Below are 14,750 nucleotides of genomic sequence, written 5' to 3' on the forward strand. Positions count from 1 at the left end.
TCGCCAACCTCGTCTCACCGTCGCTACCGCTACCAGCTTTCCCCTATCGGCCGCACCTCGTCGAACGTTTCCTCACCAGGCGCGGTCGAGGTCGGCGTGCTGCCGGATCCAGGCGTGCATCGCGATCCCGGCGGCGACGCCGGCGTTGATGCTGCGGGTCGAGCCGAACTGGGCGATGGACACGGTCGTCGCGGCGACCTCCCGCGCCCGCGCCGTCACACCGGGGCCCTCCTGGCCGAACAGCAGCAGGCACGCGCGGGGCAGCCGTGCGGTCTCGAGTGGCACCGATCCGGGGGTGTTGTCCACCGCGACGATCGTCAGTCCCTGTCCGGCCGCCCAGTCCAGAAGGGAGTCGACGTCCGGATGGTGCACGAGATGCTGGTACCGGTCGGTCACCATCGCGCCGCGACGGTTCCAGCGCCGGCGGCCGACGATGTGCACGGCGGCCGCCGCGAACGCGTTCGCCGTGCGCACCACGGTGCCGATGTTCGCGTCGTGCCCGAAATTCTCGATCGCCACGTGCAGCGGATGGCGGCGGGTGTCGATGTCGGCGACGATCGCCTCGCGCGTCCAGTAGCGGTACGCGTCGACGACGTTGCGCCGGTCACCGTGGGCGAGCAGCTCCGGGTCGTAGCGCGGATCCCGCGGGGGCTCGGTGCCGTACTCCTCGACCCACGGACCGTACCCGTGCGGGTGCTCGCCCCACTCGGTGGGACCGGCAACGTCGTCGAGATGCACGGTCAGAACGTCGTGTTCGAGGCGGCAGCGATCGTGAAGCCGTGCCCGGTGGCGTCGTTGACGCAGGAGACGTCGGCGGCGGTGGTCTCGCACGTGTAGCCGAGCTTGCTCAACGTCGATCCGCTCGGCAGGACCGGGTCGTCGCCGCCGGAGGTGTAGACCGACCCACCCGAACACATGAACTCCGCGGGCCCCGCGTCCTGCACGCGAATACCGTTGCCCCAGTTGACCATGCAGTTCTCGGGCCGAGGCGGCACCGGATCCGTGACGCCCTCGCAGCCCGCCTCGGTGCGGGAGGGGAGTTTGACGATCCCGCACCGGAACCCGCCGTCGGGGCTGGTGAAGTAGTACGACTCGTTGCGCTCGTACTGCACGTCGGCCGGCGCCGCCGCAGCGCTCTCGGGCCCTGCCGGGGCGCTCTCGGGGACCGGGGTGGTCGAGGTGGGCTCGGTGGTCGTCGGGGCGGGTGCCACCGTGGTGGTGGTCGTGACGGCCGCGCTCGACGACGACGCGGCAGCCGGCTGCTCCACCCCCTCCGACGAACCTCCGCACCCGGCCAGTGCCAGCACCGCCACCACGGCCGCACCGATCGACGACATCCGACGCACGTTCACCCGACTCCCTTCCGTCGCTGATCCGTCCGCCACTCTAGCGAGACCGCGTCAGCTGCCGGTCACCCACCGGTTGACCAGGCGATTGAGCCGGGCGGGCGTGACCTGGGCGAAGGCGGCGAACGCCTTCGCCTGCCAGCCCACGGTGTGGTGGACACCGGCCGCCCGCCGGCCCGGACGGGTCAGGTCGTACAGCGCCCGCGCGACATCGTCGGCGTCGAGCCGGATCCCCAGCCGCCGCGACGCACCGATGTTCATGTCCCGGGTCATCGCCGTCTCGACGAACAGCGGCCACATCGCGACCACCCGGATGTCGTGCGGAGCCCATTCCAGATCGAGGGCCTCGGTCAGCCCGCGCACGGCGAACTTGGTGGCGCTGTAGGTGGCGAGCTCCGGCTGCCCGTACAGCGCCGACGCCGAGCACAGGTTGACCACCTGGGCGCCGGGCGTGCGGCGCAGGTACTCGAACGCGCTGTGGCAGCCGGTGATCGTCCCGGCGACGTTGACGTCGACCATCTGCCGGTGCCGCGCGAGCGGGGTCGTCTCGAACGGACCCGAGGCCAGGACACCCGCGTTGTTGACGAGCAGGTCCAGCGTGCCGTCGGCGCAGAACGCCTTCAGTGTGCGTTCCCAGCCCGCCGCGTCGGTGACGTCGAGGACCGCGGTGACGATGCCGGGTTGCTCCGCGGCGAGCGCCTCGAGGCCCGCGGCATCGACGTCGACGGCGGCGACCCGGTAGCCACGGCGGGCGAGGAGCAGGGCGGTGGCGCGGCCGATCCCCGCGGCGGCACCGGTGACGAAGGCAGTGGGCGAATTCATGAGTGCAGCGTAGCGACGCCGAACGTGGCGCAGGTCACGGACTATCCTGGCATCAGAGGAGCAATGAGCCACGTTCGAGTCGTTCGTGCCGTCGCGTTCGTCACCGCCGGATATCTCGTCGTCCTGGCCCTGTGGCTGGGGCTGTTCGTCGGCAGCTCTCCCGAGGGCACCGTCCCCTACCAGATCATGTTCCTGCTGGCCGCGTACGGCTCGGCGCTGGGCATCGCCATGATCCTCGCCGGGCGGCCGTCGCGCGCCGACCGCCGTCTCGCCCGCCGCGGCCTCGAGGGCTGGGCGACCATCACCTCGGCTCGGCACCTCGGGCACACCGTGGACAACGGCGAGCTCACCGAGCTGGATCTCGATCTGACGGTGCCGGGTTCCGAGCCGTACCACGGACGGGTGCTCTACGAGGTCGCCCGCGAGGATCTCGACCGGTTCGAGCCGGGCCGGGTCGTGGGCATCCGCGTCGACCCGCGCGACCGGGACCGCATCGTCCTCTGCCCGTAGGCGACCGGTGTGTCCGTCGCCTACGCGGACAGCCGGGGCGCGACGGCGCCCTCCCGCCCGAGCGCGAGCTTGCCTTCGACGAGGAGCAGCTGGGCCAGCGCGTAGGTCGCGAGCACGAACCCCTCCGCCGCGGCGCGCGCCCCCTCCGAGCGCAACAGCACCCGCCGCGCGACGATGGTGCCGTCGGAGAGCGTGAACACCAGGCCGCCGAGCCCCAGCCAGCTGCGCCGGTCCCGGCCCGGGATCGGCAGGTCGGCCAGCCGGCGGGCGCCGGGGGCGAGCGACGGGTCCGCGGCGAGTGTCGCGGTGGTCCCGAGCAGCGCACCGTAGCCCGTCAACGGGGCCGCCACCCGGGGCGCCTTCACGCCGAGCAGGCCGGCGGCTCCGAGCGCCGCGACGGCCCGCGGCACCGCCGCCGACCGGGTCGGACGGGCCCCGCGACGGGCCAGCAGCGCCGAGTAGCAGACCTGCATCACGGCGAACGAGGACGCACCGCGCAGCAGCCGCGCGTCGTCGTCCGGGTCGATCATGAACACGTCGCCGACGGTCGCGCCGGTCAAGGCGAGCAGCAGCAGGGCGGTGTCCGACCGGTCGGTGTGCGGGGCGTGCCGCAGCACCCGGACCGCCAGCGACGGCCCGATCAGCGGCTTGGCGACCCGCTGCAGCCGCTCGTTCCCGAGCACGCCGCCCACGACCGTCGCCGTCGCGGCCGCGGCGAACACCGCGTGCTCGGCGTTCCACCTGTCCCGGCTGAACCATCCCATGCCCGGCAGCGTACCGATCCGCGCGGCGTCACCCGGCCGGCTTTCCTCAGGCGCAGCGGCGGGCGCCCGCCGACGCCGTCGCCCGCAGGAACTTCGGGCGCGGCAGGTCCCGCTCGCGGGCGGCCACCGTGACGGCCTCCGCCACCGCGTCGACGTCCGTCGCCCGGCACAATGCGATCGCCGAGCCGCCGAATCCGCCACCCACCATCCGCGCACCCAGCGCACCGGCGGCGCGCGCGGCGTCGACGGCGGTGTCGAGTTCGACGGAGCTGACCTCGAAGTCGTCGCGCAGCGACCGATGGGCGGCGTCGAGCAGCGGTCCGAGCCGTCGCGGGGCGTCGTCGCGCAGGGCCGCGACGGCGGCGCGGACCCGGGCGATCTCCGTGACGACGTGCCCGGCCCGGCGCCGCAGCACCGGGTCGGTCAGCGCGCCGAGCGCGGCGACGGTGCCGACGTCGCGCAGGCTCCCGAGCCGGCGCGTGGCCTCCTCGACGTCGCGCCGCCGCTGCCCGTACTGCCCGTCGACGAGGCGGTGCGGGGCGTCGGTGTCGACGACGAGCAGTGCCAGGCCGTGCGATTCGAGGTCGATCGGGAGGTGCTCGACCTCGCCCGTCGCACAGTCCAGCAGGAGGGCGTGCCCGGCGCGGCCGCGCAGCGCGATCTGCTGATCCATCCCGCCGGTGGGGGCGCCGACGTAGTCGTTCTCGGCCCGCGTGCAGGCGGCGGCGAGGACGGCCCGGCCCGGATCGTCGACCGGCAGCCCGGACAGCTCGGCCAGGGCGAGAGCCACGGCCGCCTCGAGCGCGGCCGAACTCGACAGGCCCGCGCCGACCGGCACGTCGGAGGCGATCGCGATGTCGGCGCCCGCGAATCCCGGCGGGTCGAGCGCGCCGATCACCCCGACGACGTAGGCGGCCCAGCCGCCGGTGTGTCCTTTGGGCTGCCCCAGCCGCCCAAAGGACACACCGGCGAAGCCCTCGCTCACCAGCCGGACCGCGCCGTCGTCGCGTCGCCGGACCGCGGCGGCCGTGACCTGCGGCAGCGCCAGCGGCAGGCACAGCCCGCCCGCGTAGTCGACGTGCTCACCGATCAGGTTGACCCGGCCCGGCGCGCACCACACCCCCTCCGGGGCCCCCCCGAACGCCTCGGCGAACCCGGCTGCGGCGGCCGCGGCCACGCTCATCCGGCGAGTTCCCGCAGCCGCACCGCGATGCGTTCGGGGGAGGTGTCGCTGATCCATACGCCCATCGCGGACTCCGATCCGGCCAGGTACTTGAGCTTGTCGGCAGCGCGTCGCAGCGAGAAGATCTGGCAGAACAGACGACCGTACGGTCGCTCGTCGCCGACCGGCGCCTGGTGCCAGGCCGCGATGTACGGGACGCGCTCCACGCCGTCGAAGAACAGGTCGACGCGACGGAGCAACTCCCGGTAGAGCACCGCCAGTTCGTCGCGCTCGGCGTCGTCGAGGGCGACGAGGTCCGGCACGTCGCGATGCGGGGCGAGGTGCACCTCGACGGGCCAGCGCGCCGCCGCCGGTACATAGGCGGTCCACCGTCGTCCGGCCCACACGACGCGGGTGCCCGCCCGGCGTTCCGCGTCGAGCACGTCGCGTTGCAGCAGCCGGCCCGTCGCCGCGTGGTGCGCGCGGGCGCGCTGCAGCAGCACCTGCGAGCGTGGCGGCAGGAACGGGTAGGCGTAGATCTGACCGTGCGGATGTTGCAGTGTCACACCGATTTCCGCGCCGCGGTTCTCGAAGCAGAACACCTGCCGCACGTCGGGGGCGGCCGAGTGCTCGGCGGTGCGGTCGGCCAGTGCGTCGAACACCGTGCGGACCCGTTCGACGCTCAGGTCGGCGAAGCGGGCGTCGTGGTCGGCGGTGAACGCGACCACCTCACAGCGTCCCGTCGCGGGCCGTCGCGGCCACAGCGGGTCGCCGTCCACCGGACCGGCGTCGGCGCCACCGGATCCGAGGGCCGGGAAACGGTTCTCGAACACCACCACGTCGTAGTCGTCGGCGGGGATCTCGGTGGCGGCCCGGCCCGGCCGGGTGGGGCACAGCGGGCAGTCGGCGGGGTCCGGCAGGAAGGTGCGGTCCATGCGGTGCGACGCGGAGACCACCCACTCCCCCGTCAGCGGGTCGAAGCGCAGTTCGGAGACCGCCCCGGCCGGCGGCAGCCGCCGGGTGTCGTGCCGTTCCCGCACTGCTCCGCCTCCGGCGTACGGCTCGGTGTCGTCGAAGTAGAACAGCTCCCGGCCGTCCGCGAGGCGGGCCGCGGTCCGTCGCACCCGGACTCCTAGGCGTCCTGCAGTCCCAGGTCCTGCAGGCCCAGCAGGTAGCGGTACTCCACGCCCTCCGCGGCGATCACCTCGCCGGCGCCGGTGGCCCGGTCGACGACGGTGGCGACGCCCACGACGGTCGCGCCGGCGTCGCGCAGGGCCTTGACGGCGGTGAGCGGAGAGTTGCCCGTCGTGGTCGTGTCCTCGACCACCAGGACCCGCTTGCCGAGCACGTCGGGGCCCTCGATCTGCCGCTGCATGCCGTGCGCCTTGGCGGCCTTGCGGACGACGAACGCGTCGATCGGACGGCCCGGTGCGTGCATGACCGCGAGCGCGACCGGGTCGGCACCCATGGTGAGTCCGCCGACGGCGTCGAAGTCCCAGTCGGCGACCAGTTCCCGGATGAGCTTGCCGATCAGGGGCCCGGCCCGGTGGTGCAGGGTGGCGCGGCGAAGATCCACGTAGTAGTCGGCCTCCTTGCCGGACGACAAGGTCACCTTGCCGTGCACCACCGCCAGTTCTCGAACCAGCGCAGCCAACTCCTCGCGATCGGTCATCGCAACCCCTTACCGTTACTCGTTCCACGCCGCGCCCGTGGGCGCCGGCGACGACGAGCCTAGCCGGGGGCCGGCGGTCAGGCGGCGACGGTGTCCGATCCGCCGGTCGGCGCGTCTGCGGAGGGGGCGGCCGGCTCCGGCGCGACCGGCACCGGCGGGACGACGGCGGCGGGGGCGAGCGGGGCGACGACCTCGAACAGCGGGACGGGTCCGACCGCGGCGATGCGCGCGAACACCGAGGTCGGGAAGGTGGTGGCGGCCGTGTTGATGGTGCGGCCGAGATCGTTGTGGACGCGGGCGGCCCCGGCGATGCGCTGCTCGCGTGTCCGCAACTCGCGGGCGACACGGATGAACGGCCAGTGGTTGACGCCGTCGAGGACGCCGATCAGCTCGTGCAGGGCCGCCGACAGGGTGTTCTCGGCCGCGGCCCGCTCCCCCAGCGGCAGCCGCTGGTCGCGCATGGCGATCGCCAGGGATCGCGCCCCGACGACGGGGCTGAGCCGGCTGCGATCCACACCCGCACCGGCGGACGCCGCGATGAGTGCGGGTACCTGATCGTAGCGGTCGTCGAGTTCGTTGGTCAGCAAGCGCAGGCTGTCGCGGTGGCGCATCTTCAGCACCCGGAGGCGGCGGACGGCGGCACGCGTCCACAGCAACACGATCACCACGACCGCAACGACAATCACAAGGGCCACAGACGTCACAGGGCGGAATCTACCGCGCAGCCGAGGCGACACCCGGAGCGCGACGCGCCGTGTCGTGGCGCCGTGTCCGGACCGTTATCCGGTGCGGCCTACGTCCGGTCCCGGCCCCGGCCGACCAGGTTGGTCGCCCGGCGCACCAGGTTCTTCGGGACGAGCCGGCCCACCGTCGTGAGCACCTTGTACTGCAGGCCGGGGATGCTGATCACCTTGCCCGCCTCGAGGTCGGCGAGGGAGGTGCGCACCACGGTGTCCACGTCGAGCCACATCAGTTCCGGAATCGAGCTCATCTCGATCCCGGCCCGCTCGTGGAACTCGGTGTGCACGAAGCCGGGGCACAGTGCCTGCACCTTCACCCCGGTGCCGGCGAGGCCGCCGGACAGTCCCTCGGTGAACGAGACGACGTAGGCCTTGCTGGCCGAGTACGTCGACCCCCGCCCGGAGAGCAGACCGGCGACGCTGGCGACGTTGACGATGCTGCCTTTGCCGGCGGCGATCATCGGCGGCAGCGCGGCCCGGGTCAGCTGCATCACGGCGGTGACGTTGACGTCGAGCTGAGCCTGCAGCACGGCCGGGTCGGCCGTCCAGAACTCGCCGGACGTGCCGAAGCCGGCATTGTTGACGAGCATCTCCACGCCCTCGGCGAGGCGGCGGGCGACGGCCGCGCGGCCGTCCTCGGTGGCCAGGTCGGCGGCGAGGATCGCGGAGGTGGTGCCGAAACGGGAAGCCAGTTCGTCGGCAAGGGACCGCAGGCTCTCCTCACGGCGAGCGACGAGCACGAGGTCGTACCCCTTGCCGGCGAGCGCGCGCGCGAAGCCTGCGCCGATGCCCGAAGTGGGTCCGGTGACCAGGGCGACGGGCCGGGTGGCAGCGGAAGTCATGGGGTAAAGCTAGCGCAGCGCGCCGGCCGCGTCGGGTGACGCGGGCTCAGCGCCGCGCGGAGGGCCGGCCGGGATCGTGCGCGACCCGGTCGAGTTCCTGCGGCTCCACGATCGGCGGCAGCACGTGCAGGATTCCGGAGAGGCGGGCGACGGTCTCGATGGCCGCGTCCCATTCGCGGCCGGTGCTGCCCACCGGGATCGAGCCGAGGGTCCATTCGCCCTCGCTCCACAGCATCTGCACGTGCGGGGGGATCGACTCCGTGTACGCGACCATGCGCTGGTCACAGATGCGGCGGGCGATCTCGAGGTCGGTGGCGAACACGATGCGCGGCCCGATGGCGCCGAGCAGGTTCATGTCCGGGTCCTTCGGCGGCGGCGTCGACTTCAGGCGCAGGTCGATGTCGACGTCGGAGCCGACCTTGCGGCGCACCGCGACGATCGTCGCGGTCTCCTCGATGTCGAAGAGGATGAATTCCTCGCCGCGGCGGATGCCGTGGACGACGTCCACCGCGCCGAGATACTCCTGCTTGGCGAGGGCCGCCCGGTGCCAGTGCCCGGGCAGGGAGTCGTCGGCGGCGCTGTACTTGTAGCCCTGGGCGCGCGCCCAGATCTCACGCACGCGACCGGACTGCTCACGCCGCGTGCGGTCGACGTAGAGCAACGCCAACGCACCCGCGAGTGCGATCGCCGCCAGTCCGAACCACATCACCGTCATCGAGCGCCAGCCTATCGCGTTCTAGTTGCCCGGACCGCCGAAGGACGGCAGGGACGCGCTGACCACCGTGTCGGCGATCATCTCCCCGTTCCGCAGCGGCGAGCCCTGCGCGACGACCGAGTCGCCGACCCGCAGCGACGACGGATCGGAGCCCGCGAGCGACATGATCTGCGTCTCGGGGGTGAGCCGCACCGTGACGATCGAGCCGCCCATGCCGCTGAGCGTGAGGGACGTGCCGTCGTTGGCGGTGATCGTGCCGACGACGGTGCCGGCGGAGCCGATGACGTCGCCGAGCCCGCCGGGCAGCTGCTCGAACGGCAGGCCGGGCGCGGCCGGATCGGTGGTGGGCGCGGGCGTCGTGGGCGCGGGCCGGGGCACCGTGGTCGTGGTGGTCGGGGCCGCGGCGCTGCGCTGCTGCGGATCGTCGCCGCTGCCGCCGCTGAGCAGGTAGCCGCCGAGGCCGGCCAGCACGATCAATGCCGCCGCGGCGAGCAGGATCAGACCCCAGCGGCGACGTCGGGGCGGCTGCGCGTCGAGCGGCGGGTACTCACCGGTGTGCGGGGGGGTCGGTGGCGCCGACCCGTACTCCTGGCCGTAGGGGGACTGCTGCGCCCCTGTGTACTGCTGAGTGGGAGCGTACTGCTGCGTGGGGGCGTACTGCTGGGTCGGGGCGTACTGGGGTTGCGGACCGTAGGGGCCGGGCTGCTCGAACGCCTGGGTCGGGTTCGGGGGCGCCGCCGTCGGATCGAACCGCGGGTCGTACGACGGGTAGACCAACGTGGGGTCGACGGGCCGGCCGTACGCCTCGGTCGGGTCGGCGGTGTGCAGTACCCGGGTGTCGTCGGCGTCCGGGCCGGCGCCCGTGTCGTCGTCGCGCCCCTCGTCGAGCGAGTAGGCGCGCTCCTGGGGGGTGCGCGGATCGTGCGGGTCAGTCATGGTCCCTCCAGGGTAGGCGCCACGCGCCGGTGCGTCCTTTGGGCTGCTGGAGCCGCCCAAAGGACGCACCGGGCGCTACGCGCCCAACACGAGGTGGTCGCCGTCGTCGCTGACGCCCACCGAGACGGTGTCACCGTCCTTGATGTCCCCGGCCAGCAGCTTCTTGGCGAGCTGGTCGCCGATCGACTGCTGGATGAGCCGGCGCAGCGGACGCGCACCGTACTGCGGGTCGTAGCCCCGCACAGCGAGCCAGAACCGGGCCGAGCTCGACACGTCGAGCGTGAGCCGGCGGGCCGCCAGGCGCCCGGCCAGCTGCTCGAGCTGGATGTCGACGATCTGCTCGAGCTGGTCCTCCGTGAGCGAGTGGAAGACCACCACGTCGTCGAGCCGGTTGATGAACTCCGGCTTGAACGCCGCGCGCACCGCCGCCATGATGTGCTCCCGGTCGCCACCCGCACCCAGGTTCGAGGTGAGGATGAGGATGGTGTTGCGGAAGTCGACGGTACGGCCCTGCCCGTCGGTGAGCCGGCCGTCGTCGAGCACCTGCAGCAGCGTGTCGAACACGTCCGGGTGTGCCTTCTCGACCTCGTCGAACAGCACCACCGAGTAGGGGCGGCGACGCACCGCCTCGGTGAGCTGACCACCCGACTCGTAGCCGACGTAGCCCGGAGGGGCACCGACGAGCCGTGCGACGGAGTGCTTCTCGCTGTACTCGGACATGTCGATCCGCACCATCGCGCGCTCGTCGTCGAACAGGAAGTCCGCGAGCGCCTTCGCCAGCTCGGTCTTGCCGACGCCGGTGGGACCGAGGAACAGGAACGAGCCGGTGGGCCGGTTCGGGTCGGCGACGCCCGCCCGGGAGCGGCGCACCGCGTCCGACACGGCCTGCACGGCCTCGTCCTGGCCGACGACGCGCTTACCGAGCTCGGACTCCATGCGCAGCAGCTTGGCGGTCTCGCCCTCCATCATGCGGCCGGCGGGGATGCCGGTCCACGCGGCGACGACGTCGGCGACGTCGTCCGGGCCGACCTCCTCCTTGAGCATGACGTCGCCGTCGGCGGCGGCTCCGGACGCGGCGGCGGCCTTCTCCAGTTCCTTCTCCAGCTGCGGGATGCGGCCGTAGCGCAGCTCCGCGGCCTTGCCGAGATCTCCGTCGCGCTCGGCGCGTTCCTCCTCGCCGCGCAGCGCCTCGAGCTGCTCCTTGATGCCCCGCACCGAATCGATGGCGGTCTTCTCGTTCTGCCAGCGGGTGGTGAGCTGGTTCAGCTTCTCGCGTTCGTCGGCGAGTTCGGCGCGCAGCTTCTCGAGCCGCTCCTTGGATGCCTCGTCGGTCTCCTTCTGCAGTGCCATCTCCTCGATCTCGAGGCGACGGACGATGCGCTCGACCGAGTCGATCTCCTCGGGACGCGAGTCGATCTCCATGCGCAGCCGGGACGCGGCCTCGTCGACGAGGTCGATGGCCTTGTCCGGCAGGAACCGGGACGTGATGTACCGGTCGGAGAGGGTAGCGGCGGCGACGAGCGCGGAGTCGGTGATGCGCACGCCGTGGTGCACCTCGTACCGCTCCTTGAGGCCGCGCAGGATGCCGACGGTGTCCTCGACGCTCGGCTCGCCGACGAGCACCTGCTGGAAACGGCGTTCGAGGGCGGCGTCCTTCTCGATGTACTTGCGGTACTCGTCGAGGGTGGTCGCGCCGACGAGGCGCAGCTCGCCGCGGGCGAGCATCGGCTTGATCATGTTGCCGGCGTCCATCGCCGATTCGCCGGTCGCGCCGGCACCGACGATGGTGTGCAGCTCGTCGATGAAGGTGATGACCTGACCGGCCGATTCCTTGATCTCGTCGAGCACCGCCTTGAGGCGTTCCTCGAACTCGCCGCGGTACTTCGCGCCGGCCACCATCGAGCCCAGGTCGAGCGCGATGACGGTCTTGCCGCGCAACGACTCGGGGACGTCGCCGGCGACGATGCGCTGCGCGAGGCCCTCGACGATCGCGGTCTTGCCGACGCCGGGCTCGCCGATGAGCACGGGGTTGTTCTTGGTGCGCCGGCTCAGCACCTGCACGACGCGGCGGATCTCGTTGTCGCGGCCGATGACCGGGTCGAGCTTGCCCTCGCGGGCGCGGGCGGTGAGGTCGGTCGAGTACTTCTCGAGCGCCTGGTAGGTGCCCTCGGGGTCCGGGCTGGTCACGCGGGCGCTGCCGCGGACGGTGGTGAACGCGTCGCGCAGCGCGGCCGGGGTGGCGCCGTGCCCGACGAGGAGCTTGGCGACGTCGGAATCGCCGCCGGCCAGGCCGACGAGCACGTGCTCGGTCGAGACGTACTCGTCGTCGAGTTCGGTGGCGAGGTGCTGGGCGGCGGTCAGGGCGGCGACCGCTTCGCGGCCGAGTTGCGGCGTCTGGGTGGCGCCGGTGGCACGCGGCAGCCGCTCGACGAGCGTCTGCGCCTCCCGGTGCACGACGGTCGGATCCACGCCGACCGCCTTGAGGAGCGGCGCGGCGATGCCGTCGGTCTGGTCGAGCAGCGCGACGAGCAGGTGGGCCGGACGGATCTCCGGGTTGCCCGCAGCGGACGCGGACTGCATGGCGGCCGTCATCGCCGCCTGGGTCTTGGTGGTGGGATTGAACGAGTCCACTGCGAACCCCTTCCCTTCATTGAGCGAGCCGGTATCAATTCTGCACCCGCAAGCCTCCCGTCGCGGGCATTCGCAAGCTTCAACGGCCCCAAACTTGAGTTTGTTCCGCTCAACTTTATCCGGTTATGTGATGTGCGACACATTCCGGGCGGGCCGGGCCGCCCGCCGTCGATTGTGGCCGAAACACCGCCACGGGACTACAGTGGCGGCCGACCAGCAGAGACGGCGAGCAGGAGGGTGCGTGGAGGCCTTCGCCGTCGCCCGCGTCCAGCTCAGCTTCGCGTCGATCGTCGCGACCCCCGGCGGCGCCGAGCGCTTCGCCACCGCCTTCTACACCGCCCTGTGGAGCGACACCGTCGGGATCCGTGAGCTGTTCCCCGCGGGTATGGAGACGATGCGCCAGCGGTTCGCGACCGCGGTCGGCTGGGCCGTCAACCGCCTCGGCGACCCCGACGCCGTCACCGCATTCCTCACCCAGCTCGGGCGCGACCACCGCAAGTACGGGGTCCGGCCCGAGCACTTCCGGTCCGCGGGCCGGGCGCTGCACACCGCCGTGCGCGAGTGCACCCCGCCGATCCTGTGGACCGACGCCCTCGACCGCACCTGGGCCCGGGTGATCGACCTGCTCGTCGGGACCATGGCGGACGCGGTCGCCGACGACGAGCTGCCCGCCGCGTGGGGCGCCACCGTCGTCGGCCACGAGCGAGTCCTGCCCGACCTGGCGATCATCCGGCTCGAGACGGACTCGCCGATCCCGTACCACGCCGGGCAGTACATGAGCGTGCAGATCCCGCAGCGCCCGCACATGTGGCGGTACCTGTCGGCGGCGATTCCTCCGAATCCCTACGGGCAGATCGAGTTCCACGTCCGTCGCGTGTCCGGTGGCTGGGTCAGTCCCGCGCTCGTCGGCGAGACCGCCGTCGGCGACCGCTGGGTCATCGGACCCCCGCTCGGGGGACTGCACGTCGACCGGGACAGCGGCGAGGACGTGCTGATGATCGCCTCCGGCACGGGCCTCGCGCCGCTGCGGGCGCAACTGATGGAAATGGGCATGCGGGGCGACAATCCGCGCGTGCACCTGTTCTTCGGCGGCAAGTATCCGTGCGACCTGTACGACCTGCAGACCCTGTGGCAGCTGGCCACCACCAATCCGTGGCTCACCGTCGTCCCGGTCGTCGAGGAGACCGAGAACCCGTGGTGGCACCCGGTTCCCGTCGAGGATCCACCACCGGGCCTGCACCGGCCCCTGCACGGCAAGCTCGGCAAGGTGGTGTCGCAGTTCGGCTCCTGGGCCGATCGGCAGATCCAGATCGCGGGCTCCCCGTCGATGATCCGCACCACCCTGTACGCGCTGTCCGCCGGCGGCACTCCCCGGCAGAACATCAGCTTCGACCCGCTGTAGGCGGCTGACGCCGCCGGTGCGCCCTTTGGGCTGCCCTGACCGCCCAAAGGGCACACCGCCGAGTTATCCCCAGCCGCCCGGTTTCTCCACAGATTGCGGCGATCGGCCGGGCTACCGGTTCCCGAGGAGCGTTCCCCGCCGAATCATGTCTGCATGCGGTTTCTCCCGGACGTCCCCGAACTCGATCGCATCGTCACGTTCCAGCACGGGATCGTCACCCGCGCCCAGCTCGAACACCACGGACGTACGTGGCCGTGGATCCGGCACCGTCTCGAGCGCGGGCGGTGGCAGCAGGTACTCCGAGGGGTGTACTCGGTGACGACCGGTCCGCTGTCCCGGCCCGCGGTGCTGGCCGCGGCCGTTGCGTTCTCCGGTGAGGCCGCCGTCCTCAGTCACTGCACGGCCGCCGAGGAATGGGGGATGCTGTCCCACGATCCACTCGAACCGGTCCATGTCACCGTGCCGGTGGGATCGTCGACGAGAGGACAGACCGCGACCTTCGCCACGGCGAAGCCGCGCGGCATTCGGCTGCCGCATCTCGGAGACATGCTTCATCCGGGCGTGATCGTCCACCGCAGCAGGGCCCACGCACACATCGGGGTGCCGACGATGCCCCCGCGCACCGGCCGCGCCGACACGGCGCTCGACCTGGCAACAGCCGCCCCCACCCCGCACGACGGCTACCTCCGGTTGATCCGGGTCGTCACCGACAGTCGCATTCCCCTGTCGGAGATCCGACGCCGGATGCAGGAGCGAACCCCGTACCGCTACCGGAAGGCGCTCGACGATGCGGTCCGGCTGCTCGCCGACGGCGTCCAGTCGATGCTCGAACTCCGCTACGCGACCGAGGTGGAGCAACGGCACGGTCTTCCCCCGGCGCATCGGCAGACCCCGACGGTCGTGGACGGGCGAACGCTGTACGAGGACTGCACCTACGACGTTCACGGCGCCGCGCTGACCGTCCGGCTCGACGGACGCAGGTTCCACTCGATGGCGGAGGTCGCCTTCCGGGACCGTCGCCGCGACAATGCCGCCGAGCTCGCCGGGCGCTCCCGCCTGGTGTACGGGTACGACGAGGTCAGCCGGGACCCGTGCGGTGTGGCCGCAGAGGTCGAAGCCGTCCTCACCCGTCTCGGGTGGCGACGCACCACCGACAACGGGTGCAGCTGCGCTGCCGGTGTGTCCTTTGGGTTGCCCTGACCGCCCAA

At 72.2% G+C, this 14,750-nt stretch carries 15 protein-coding genes; 3 read left to right on the forward strand and 12 right to left on the reverse strand.

Annotated features, from left to right (window positions below):
• Nucleotides 1–72: 72 nt before the first annotated feature.
• Genes ACWPQI_RS19025 through ACWPQI_RS19035 form a run of 3 tightly spaced genes read right to left on the reverse strand, consistent with a single transcriptional unit; the run spans nucleotide 73 to nucleotide 2,168 of the window.
• Nucleotides 73–738, reverse strand: coding sequence for a TrmH family RNA methyltransferase (locus tag ACWPQI_RS19025; RefSeq protein WP_017680738.1), 666 nt, complete (start codon nucleotides 736–738; stop codon nucleotides 73–75).
• Between the two features lie 2 nt (nucleotides 739–740).
• A complete protein-coding gene (locus tag ACWPQI_RS19030; RefSeq protein ID WP_082170362.1) occupies nucleotides 741–1,352 on the reverse strand; it encodes a hypothetical protein in 612 nt (203 codons plus the stop codon).
• A gap of 48 nt (nucleotides 1,353–1,400) precedes the next feature.
• Nucleotides 1,401–2,168 (reverse strand): SDR family oxidoreductase, encoded by a 768-nt coding sequence (locus ACWPQI_RS19035; protein WP_010593224.1) that lies wholly within the window; start codon nucleotides 2,166–2,168, stop codon nucleotides 1,401–1,403.
• A gap of 63 nt (nucleotides 2,169–2,231) precedes the next feature.
• Between ACWPQI_RS19035 and ACWPQI_RS19040 the strand changes: the two genes are divergently transcribed.
• Nucleotides 2,232–2,678: a hypothetical protein gene (locus ACWPQI_RS19040; RefSeq protein WP_017680740.1), complete on the forward strand. Its 447-nt coding sequence runs from the start codon at nucleotides 2,232–2,234 to the stop codon at nucleotides 2,676–2,678.
• A 20-nt stretch (nucleotides 2,679–2,698) separates the two neighbouring features.
• Here ACWPQI_RS19040 and ACWPQI_RS19045 read toward each other — a convergent pair whose 3' ends face one another.
• From ACWPQI_RS19045 to clpB, 9 genes are all read right to left on the reverse strand, one after another.
• Nucleotides 2,699–3,442, reverse strand: coding sequence for a lysoplasmalogenase (locus ACWPQI_RS19045; protein ID WP_040270637.1), 744 nt, complete (start codon nucleotides 3,440–3,442; stop codon nucleotides 2,699–2,701).
• A gap of 46 nt (nucleotides 3,443–3,488) precedes the next feature.
• The gene (gene galK / locus ACWPQI_RS19050) at nucleotides 3,489–4,625 is read right to left on the reverse strand and encodes a galactokinase (RefSeq protein WP_203011016.1); all 1,137 of its coding nucleotides are present in this window, start codon (nucleotides 4,623–4,625) and stop codon (nucleotides 3,489–3,491) included.
• Nucleotides 4,622–5,728, reverse strand: coding sequence for a galactose-1-phosphate uridylyltransferase (gene galT, locus ACWPQI_RS19055; RefSeq protein WP_017680743.1), 1,107 nt, complete (start codon nucleotides 5,726–5,728; stop codon nucleotides 4,622–4,624). The genes galK and galT overlap by 4 nt, the downstream gene beginning before the upstream one ends.
• Nucleotides 5,729–5,736: 8 nt before the next feature.
• On the reverse strand, nucleotides 5,737–6,276 hold the full coding sequence (pyrE, locus tag ACWPQI_RS19060; RefSeq protein ID WP_048772104.1) for an orotate phosphoribosyltransferase: 540 nt from the start codon (nucleotides 6,274–6,276) through the stop codon (nucleotides 5,737–5,739).
• 77 nt (nucleotides 6,277–6,353) lie between these two features.
• Nucleotides 6,354–6,962 carry a LemA family protein gene (locus ACWPQI_RS19065; RefSeq protein WP_048772103.1) on the reverse strand — a complete coding sequence of 203 codons (609 nt, stop codon included), beginning with the start codon at nucleotides 6,960–6,962 and terminating at the stop codon, nucleotides 6,354–6,356.
• A gap of 107 nt (nucleotides 6,963–7,069) precedes the next feature.
• On the reverse strand, nucleotides 7,070–7,858 hold the full coding sequence (locus ACWPQI_RS19070) for an SDR family NAD(P)-dependent oxidoreductase (RefSeq protein ID WP_010593231.1): 789 nt from the start codon (nucleotides 7,856–7,858) through the stop codon (nucleotides 7,070–7,072).
• A 46-nt stretch (nucleotides 7,859–7,904) separates the two neighbouring features.
• Nucleotides 7,905–8,564: a type III secretion system chaperone family protein gene (locus ACWPQI_RS19075; protein ID WP_017680746.1), complete on the reverse strand. Its 660-nt coding sequence runs from the start codon at nucleotides 8,562–8,564 to the stop codon at nucleotides 7,905–7,907.
• Nucleotides 8,565–8,594: 30 nt separating this feature from the next.
• Nucleotides 8,595–9,509 (reverse strand): DUF5666 domain-containing protein, encoded by a 915-nt coding sequence (locus tag ACWPQI_RS19080; protein ID WP_203011017.1) that lies wholly within the window; start codon nucleotides 9,507–9,509, stop codon nucleotides 8,595–8,597.
• A 75-nt stretch (nucleotides 9,510–9,584) separates the two neighbouring features.
• Nucleotides 9,585–12,140, reverse strand: coding sequence for an ATP-dependent chaperone ClpB (gene clpB / locus ACWPQI_RS19085; protein WP_010593235.1), 2,556 nt, complete (start codon nucleotides 12,138–12,140; stop codon nucleotides 9,585–9,587).
• Between the two features lie 241 nt (nucleotides 12,141–12,381).
• Between clpB and ACWPQI_RS19090 the strand changes: the two genes are divergently transcribed.
• Both ACWPQI_RS19090 and ACWPQI_RS19095 read left to right on the forward strand, forming a co-directional pair.
• Nucleotides 12,382–13,542, forward strand: coding sequence for an FAD-binding oxidoreductase (locus ACWPQI_RS19090; RefSeq protein WP_010593236.1), 1,161 nt, complete (start codon nucleotides 12,382–12,384; stop codon nucleotides 13,540–13,542).
• A 153-nt stretch (nucleotides 13,543–13,695) separates the two neighbouring features.
• Nucleotides 13,696–14,742, forward strand: a complete 1,047-nt coding sequence (locus ACWPQI_RS19095) for a type IV toxin-antitoxin system AbiEi family antitoxin domain-containing protein (protein WP_017680748.1) — start codon at nucleotides 13,696–13,698, stop codon at nucleotides 14,740–14,742.
• Nucleotides 14,743–14,750 lie beyond the last annotated feature (8 nt).

The sequence above is a fragment of the Rhodococcus sp. LMD genome (genome assembly GCF_056108245.1).

Excerpts from the sequence above, each read along its gene's own strand:
- ACWPQI_RS19035 (WP_010593224.1), bottom strand. The coding sequence starts at position 2,168 with ATGAATTCGCCCACTGCCTTCGTCACCGGTGCCGCCGCGGGGATCGGC.
- ACWPQI_RS19040 (WP_017680740.1), top strand. The coding sequence starts at position 2,232 with ATGAGCCACGTTCGAGTCGTTCGTGCCGTCGCGTTCGTCACCGCCGGA.
- ACWPQI_RS19045 (WP_040270637.1), bottom strand. The coding sequence starts at position 3,442 with ATGGGATGGTTCAGCCGGGACAGGTGGAACGCCGAGCACGCGGTGTTC.
- galK (WP_203011016.1), bottom strand. The coding sequence starts at position 4,625 with ATGAGCGTGGCCGCGGCCGCCGCAGCCGGGTTCGCCGAGGCGTTCGGG.
- pyrE (WP_048772104.1), bottom strand. The coding sequence starts at position 6,276 with ATGACCGATCGCGAGGAGTTGGCTGCGCTGGTTCGAGAACTGGCGGTG.
- ACWPQI_RS19070 (WP_010593231.1), bottom strand. The coding sequence starts at position 7,858 with ATGACTTCCGCTGCCACCCGGCCCGTCGCCCTGGTCACCGGACCCACT.
- ACWPQI_RS19075 (WP_017680746.1), bottom strand. The coding sequence starts at position 8,564 with ATGTGGTTCGGACTGGCGGCGATCGCACTCGCGGGTGCGTTGGCGTTG.
- ACWPQI_RS19080 (WP_203011017.1), bottom strand. The coding sequence starts at position 9,509 with ATGACTGACCCGCACGATCCGCGCACCCCCCAGGAGCGCGCCTACTCG.
- ACWPQI_RS19095 (WP_017680748.1), top strand. The coding sequence starts at position 13,696 with ATGCGGTTTCTCCCGGACGTCCCCGAACTCGATCGCATCGTCACGTTC.